This window comes from Syntrophotalea sp., assembly GCF_050253115.1.
Taxonomy (GTDB): domain Bacteria; phylum Desulfobacterota; class Desulfuromonadia; order Desulfuromonadales; family Syntrophotaleaceae; genus Syntrophotalea; species Syntrophotalea acetylenica.
On sequence record NZ_JBFWJQ010000130.1, the window covers coordinates 1 to 6,842 of the forward strand.

The window sequence follows — 6,842 nt, forward strand, 5'->3', positions numbered from 1 at the left end:
TGTAAGCTGTAAGCTGTAAGCTGTAAGCTGTAAGCTGTAAGCTGAGGTCAAGAGCTGTTACTTCAACTTCGCCGGTCCCGGCCGGCAGCCGGCATACTTTCTTTACTCGTCTAAAGAAAGTATGGAAAGAAAGGACGTAGGGTCGGCTATCGCCATTATGATAGGCTCCGGCGCCAAGGGCGCTGCCTTGTGTCGGCGGCGCTGCGAATCCACAACGGTTGCGCTGCGTAGGGCTTTTGCGTGACCGTATTGCGTCGCCGGTTTTGGTGGCAGGCTGTTGCGGAAACCGGCGCTGCGAGATTGGTTTATCGGCAAACCCGGTTTGCCGACCATTTCCCCTTGTGACGCCGCCGGAGTGCGGTGGCCGACGGGCGGAATAGGCGGAAATCTGAGCGTAAGCGAATCATTTCCGCCCGCCCGGCGGGTGCTGCGCGGAGGGAACCCGCCGCAGGCGGGCCAGGAGCCGGGGTGCCCTTTTTCTGTTTACTCTTTTTGGGCAAGCAAAAAGAGTGAAGCGCCGGGCGGGGGCGCCACCCCGCGGTATTGAAGTTAAAGGTTGATAACTGAGAACTGATAGCTGATAGCTGACTTCAAAACCTGATGCTCTTTCCAGGGAAGACGGTGTATCCATGCAGAAAGCCGAGGAAAACCTTGTTGATGGTGACGGTCTGCTGGTGATCGATATTCAGCGGGATTTTTGTCCCGGCGGGGCGTTGCCGATTGCCGGGGGCGACCTGGTTGTGCCGGTGATCAACGGCTGGATCGCGGCCGCTGTGCATAACAAGGTGCCGATCTACTATTCGCGGGACTGGCATCCGCGCGGCCATCCCAGTTTTAAAAAAAACGGCGGCGACTGGCCCGAACATTGCGTGCAGGATACGCCGGGCGCCGCGTTTCATCCCGCGCTCGATCTGGTGCCGGATCCGGTGGTCATTTCCAAAGGGTCGCGTTTTGACCAGAACCAGCTTTCGGTTTTCAACCGCACCGGGTTTGCCGACAAGTTGCACCTGGACGGCGTCAAACGGCTCTGGCTGGCCGGGCTCGCCCTCGATGTGTGCGTCCTGGAGACCGCCCTGGATGGCGTGCGCGCCGGTTTCAAGGTTGCCGTGGTGGTGGAGGCCTGTCGTCCGGTGACCGGGGAAGGCGGCAGGCAGGCGCTCGACGCCATGCGTCGCGCCGGCGTGTATCTGACAACGGACAACTGATCAACCTGGAGTTTCTTTTGACCGTTCTGGCATGGGGTGGCGTTGCGGCGCTGCTGATATGGATTGGTTTGTGGCGGTGGCATACCGGTTTCTGGCGCATCGCGCCGGTGCTGCCCGAGGCGCATCGGGCCGACGTCTGGCCGGCGGTGGATGTCATCATTCCCGCACGCAACGAAGCGGATATCCTGCCTTCCTCCCTGCCGACGATTCTGCGGCAGGAGTATGCCGGTGCGCTGCGGGTGTTTCTGGTGGACGACCACAGCGACGACGGTACCGCCGATGTGGCCGCAAGGCTGGCTGCCAAGTGCGAGCATGGCGATCGGCTGACCGTGGTGTGCGCCGCCGACCGGCCGCAAGGCTGGACCGGCAAGCTCTGGGCCTTGTGGCAGGGGATGCAGGCCTGCGGCCACAGCCCGGCGCCGCTGCTGCTGTTTACCGATGCCGATATCGCCCATGCGCCATCGAGCCTGTCCAGGCTGGTGGCCCAATCCACCCGGGGCGATTACGATCTGGTGTCGCTGATGGCCCGGCTGCAGGCCAGCGGTTTCTGGAGCCGCCTGCTGGTGCCGGCGTTCGTGTATTTCTTCGCCATGCTTTACCCTTTTCGACGGGTATGCGATCCGCGCAGCAAAGTTGCCGGCGCCGCGGGTGGGTGCGTGCTGCTGCGCCGCCAGGTTCTGGAGGAAGCCGGCGGTCTGCCCGCCATCGCCGGCGCCCTGATCGACGATTGTTCCCTCGGGCGGCTCATCAAGCAGCGCGGGCGCCCTGGTGGCGGCCGCATCTGGCTCGGTTTTACCCGGGAGGTGGTCAGTACCCGTCCCTGCGGGGATCTTGGTACGGTCTGGCGCATGGTTGTGCGCACCGCCTTCGTGCAGTTGCGCCATTCCTGGCTGCTGCTGGGAGGCACCGTCGGTGCAATGCTGCTGGTATTTCTCTGGGGGCCGCTGTGCCTGGTGCTGGCTGGCCCAAAGCTGCTTCTGTATCGCGCTACGCCGGCCGGTTTGACGGCCGGAGCCTGCGGGTTGGCAAGCTGGCTGCTGATGGCGCGCACGTTTCGTCCCATGACCCGCTGGTACGATCAGCCATGGGGCATCGCCTTGCTGCTGCCGCTGGCTGCCGCCGTCTACACGCTGATGACCATCCATTCCGCCTTGTGCTATCTGCGCGGCGCCGGTGGGGCATGGAAAGGCCGCACCTATGGGGCTCCCGCCCACCATCGTTGAGTCATTTTTTTGGCCAGACAGGATTTTTTGACCGCTCGCAAAGGCCGGGCCGGCCGAGGGTCGGCGTCTGTGCCGCGTCTGCGCCGATATCCGAATCTGGCCCGCTATTTGCAAACAACCGATTTTTCAGAGCAAACCTTGCGGCGCCTGTTAATGGCTGCCGAGCGTGGTTTCCCATAGGCAAACCACGCTGTAGTCATCTGCCGTTTCCGGATGGACACGACCCTGAAAAGTTGCATTGTGGAAAATGACAGGCAAGTGGCGTTGAACCTTTGCCCAAAAAGGTTTACCGGTTGCCTTTTGTGCCGCCCATGGTATAGAGTGGCGTTTGAGCTTGGCCTAATATAAGAATTCATTAATTGCCCGTGGCGGTTATTTCTGTCACCAGGCCGCAACGCCCTGTTCGACATTTCATTCTCTATCTTATTTTATTCGAAGGGGAACCATGAACCGAAACGCCTGTTGGAAATCCTGCATCGGTTTGCTGTCAAGCCTGTTGGCGCTGGCCGGTTGTACATCGCTGACCGATCTCGACCCCGGAACCGTCAAGCAGATCTACGGCGAGCGTTATTCCGCCGTCGTCGAACGGGAGGCCGTCGAGGTCGGCCTGGGGCAGGATGCGGTTCAGCCCGAAAAGGAATACCTGGTCGGCGCTAACGATATCCTGTACGTGAATGTCAAGGGGCATCCGGAGCTGAGCAGCCCCGGCATCATGGTCGGGGGCACCAACAAGGTTTCCGGCAGCCGCGTCGACGGGCTGGGCCGGGTGCACCTGCCCATCGCCGGCAGTGTCGCCGTGGCGGGCATGACCATCGAACAGGTCACCACGCACATCCAGAACGTGTTCCGCACCTATCTCAAGGATCCCTGGGTGGTGGTGGAGATTTCCGAATACCGCAGCAAGCCCCTTTACCTGCTGGGGCAGTTCAACGCTCCGGGCACCTACTACATGGACCGTGCCTACTCCCTGATGGAGGGGCTGGCCCTCGGCAACGGGCTCAAGGATATCGCCAATCTGCGTGCCGCGCGCATCATCCGCAACGGCAAAACCATCCCCGTCGATATTTACCGGCTGCTGCAGGAAGGCGATCAGTCGCAGAATACCTGGCTGACCGCCAACGATGTCATCTTCGTGCCCGACGACAAGAATCAGAACGTTTTCGTGTTCGGCGCCGTCAAAAAGGCCGGGCCCGTTGTCATGCCCAACGGCCGGCTGACCCTGGCCCAGGCCCTTGCCAGCGCCGACCTGAACGAAGGCAGCGCCCGTCCCACCCACGTGCGCATCATTCGTTCCCTGTCGCCGACCCGGGGCGAACTGCTGGTGCTCGATCTCGCGCAGATTCTGCGCGGCGAGGCACTGCCGTTTCCTCTGAGCGAAGGGGATGTCGTCTATGTGCCGCGCAATGGCGTGGGCTCCTGGAACCTGGCCATCCAGGAGATCCTGCCGTCGCTGCAGGCGATCAGTTCGCTGCTGCAGCCCTTCGTGCAAATCAAGGTTCTCACCGACTGATGGCGGGTCGGCAGCTTTTCAACGGCAGGGTTCAGTGGGACGAGGCTTGCCGGATATACTGAATGTTTCTGTCGCCGGGCACGGCAAGCGTGCCGCGTCCGGCGACAGCGAACGGATTCATAACCAGGATGTGACGATGGAAAACCCGAACCCGTACAATGGCTATACCTATGTCGATGAAGAAGAAGTCCATCTGCAGGACTACATCAACGTTCTGTTCCGGCGGCGCAAATCGGTTGTTTTCGCCTTCTGCGCGATTTTCCTTTCGGTGGCGCTCTACACCTTTCTCGTCAGTCCCCTGTTCGAGGCCAAAGCCACCCTGCATGTGCGTGACGAAAAGGTCAACGGCAACGGATTGCTCGACGATCTGGGGCTGAGCCGCGAAAACCCCATCGAGACCGAGGTCGAGATTCTGCGCTCGCGCACCAACATCGAAGAAGTGGTCAAACGCCTGCATCTCGACTGGCAGATCGACAAACAGTCCGACGAGATGGATTTTGCGGTGCGCGAATTCGCCTCCACGGCGGAAAACCCCCATTACGTGGTGCGGCTGCTGGACGCCGGCCGCTATCGGGTGGCCGACGCCGATGGTAATGCGGTCGGGATTGGACAGGCCGGGCATCTGTTTTCGGCGGGCGGCTTGCGTCTGCTGATCGACAACCTTCGCGGTCACGAGGGGCAGGAATTCGAATTGAGCCTGCGGCCCTTCAACCAGGTGGTGCTGGGGTTGCGGGAGGCCATCAAGGCCTCCGAGGTTGGCAAGGGGACCAATATCATCCAGGTGAGCTACCGGCACACGGATCCCGAACTGGCCAGCGAGGTGGTGAATGCCCTGTCCAGCGTCTACCTTGAGCGCAATATCCTGCTCAAATCCGAGGAAGCCAACAAATCGGTCGAGTTCATCGACAAACAGCTGCAATCGGTACGGGAAAACCTGGACACCGCCGAGGAGCAGCTGGCCGCGTACAAAAGCACCTCCGGCGTGGTGGAGATGGGCACCGAGGCCACCAGCCTGATCGGCCTGCTCACCGGCCAGGAAAAAGAGCTGGCCAGCGTCGAGCTGCTGCGCCGTCAGGCCCAGTTTGCGGTGGCTTCCCTGAAAACCGCCATGGCGCAGAAAAAGAGCTATGTCCCCGCCGTGCTGATGGACGACCCGGTGGTTTCGTCCATGGCGGAAAAACTGGCGACCCTCGAAGTGGAGAAGCGCCGCCTGCTGGTCGATCTGACCGAGATGCATCCCGATGTCCGAGCCGTGCAGGGACAGATCATGCAGATCCAGGACAAGCTGCTGTCCACCTACCAGCAGCTGCTGTCCGGCCTGAGCAAGCAGTCCGATACGGTGCGCGGCGATCTGCAGCGCTACGAAGCCCGCGTGCGGCAGCTGCCCGCCGCCGAACGGGACCTGGCGCGCTTGACGCGCCGCTCCACCGTCAATGCCGAGATCTACACCTTCCTGCTGCAGAAGCACGAAGAGGCGCGCCTGGCGCGGGCCGCGACCATCGGCAACGTCAATATCATCGATCCGGCCATCGTCCCCGACAGGCCGGTCAAACCGCAGAAAGCCAAAAATCTGCTGCTGGGGCTGATCGTCGGCTGCATGGCCGGTATCGGACTGGCTTTCCTGCTCGAATACCTGGACGACTCAATCAAGGACGGCGAACTCGCCAAGCGCGAAGTCGGCGTGCCGCTGCTGTCCGTCATCCCCTATATTGGTCTCGACCGCAAGGGCAAGGACCGCCAGGCCCTGGTTGATGGTAACAGCAGCCGGCGCGTGCTGATTGCCCAGTTCAAGCCGAAATCCGCCGCCGCCGAAGCTTTCCGCAGCCTGCGTACCTCCCTGCATTTTTCCTCCTTGGGACGCGATAAAAAGGTGCTGCTGGTGACCAGCGCCTTCCCCTCGGAAGGCAAGACCACCATCTCCGGCAATCTCGCCGTGACCCTCGCCCAGACCGGCAACCGGGTGTTGCTGGTAGGGTGCGATCTGCGCAAGCCGACGTTGCAGGAGATGTTCGGCGATCATCACGCCGTCGGCCTGACCGAGGTGCTGGTCGGCGACGCCAAAGTCGAAGAAGCGATCAAACCGACCGGCCTGTTCCAGCTGGATTTCCTGCCGTCCGGGGCGGTGCCTCCCAACCCGGCGGAGTTGCTGGAATCGCAGCGCATGAAAAATCTGGTCCGCGAGCTTCGCGATCAATACGATGTCATTCTGCTGGACGCTCCTCCGGTGCTGGCCGTCACCGACGCCACCATCCTCACCTCCCTGGCGGAGCAGGTGGTGTGGGTGCTGCAGGTCGGCGGCGTCTCCATCAAGGCCGCCCGCCGGGTCAAGGAAATCATGGACAACATCAAGGCGCCGCTGATCGGGTTTGTCCTCAACGACAAGAACCAGGAAGGGCAGGGCTATTACGGCGGCTACAGCCGCTATGGCAGCTATGGCCGCTACGGTTATGGTTACGGGTATGGCTATGGCTATTACCAGCAGGACAAGATGACCGCCAAGCCCGGTGTCGTGGGGAGGTTGCTGGGGCGCTGGACGGGTAAGGAGGGGTGAGGGGTTGAGAGCTGTAAGCTGCGAGCTGTAAGCTGAGGTCAAAAGCTTTTACTTCCACTTCGCCGGTCCCGGCCGGCAGCCGGCATACTTTCTTTACCGTTTTATTCCCCCTTGTGACGCCGCCGGAGTGCGGTGTCCGACGGGCGAAACAGGCGGAAATCTGAGCGTAAGCGAATCATTTCCGCCCGCCCGGCGGGTACTGCGCGGAGGGAACCCGCCGCAGGCGGGCCAGGAGCCGGGGTGCCCTTTTTCTGTTTACTCTTTTTGGGCAAGCAAATAGTGTAAAGCGCCGGGCGGGGGCGCCACCCCGCGGTATTGAGGTGAAGGGTTGAGAGCTGAGAGCTGAGGACTGT

General features: G+C 61.6%; 4 protein-coding genes. All 4 read left to right on the forward strand.

What is annotated here, in order from left to right:
- Positions 1-629: 629 nt before the first annotated feature.
- Positions 630-1,205, forward strand: a complete 576-nt coding sequence (locus AB7E65_RS11345) for an isochorismatase family protein (protein WP_428745939.1) — start codon at positions 630-632, stop codon at positions 1,203-1,205.
- A 17-nt stretch (positions 1,206-1,222) separates the two neighbouring features.
- Entirely contained in the window at positions 1,223-2,428 is a 1,206-nt protein-coding gene (locus AB7E65_RS11350; RefSeq protein ID WP_428745940.1) for a glycosyltransferase, read from the forward strand.
- A 445-nt stretch (positions 2,429-2,873) separates the two neighbouring features.
- Positions 2,874-3,938 (forward strand): polysaccharide biosynthesis/export family protein, encoded by a 1,065-nt coding sequence (locus AB7E65_RS11355; RefSeq protein WP_320362023.1) that lies wholly within the window; start codon positions 2,874-2,876, stop codon positions 3,936-3,938.
- A gap of 46 nt (positions 3,939-3,984) precedes the next feature.
- Positions 3,985-6,489 carry a polysaccharide biosynthesis tyrosine autokinase gene (locus AB7E65_RS11360; protein WP_428745941.1) on the forward strand — a complete coding sequence of 835 codons (2,505 nt, stop codon included), beginning with the start codon at positions 3,985-3,987 and terminating at the stop codon, positions 6,487-6,489.
- Positions 6,490-6,842: the final 353 nt, after the last annotated feature.

What these genes read in the sequence shown, in the direction of transcription:
- AB7E65_RS11345 (WP_428745939.1), top strand. Translation starts at nt 630, where the DNA reads ATGCAGAAAGCCGAGGAAAACCTTGTTGATGGTGACGGTCTGCTGGTG.
- AB7E65_RS11355 (WP_320362023.1), top strand. Translation starts at nt 2,874, where the DNA reads ATGAACCGAAACGCCTGTTGGAAATCCTGCATCGGTTTGCTGTCAAGC.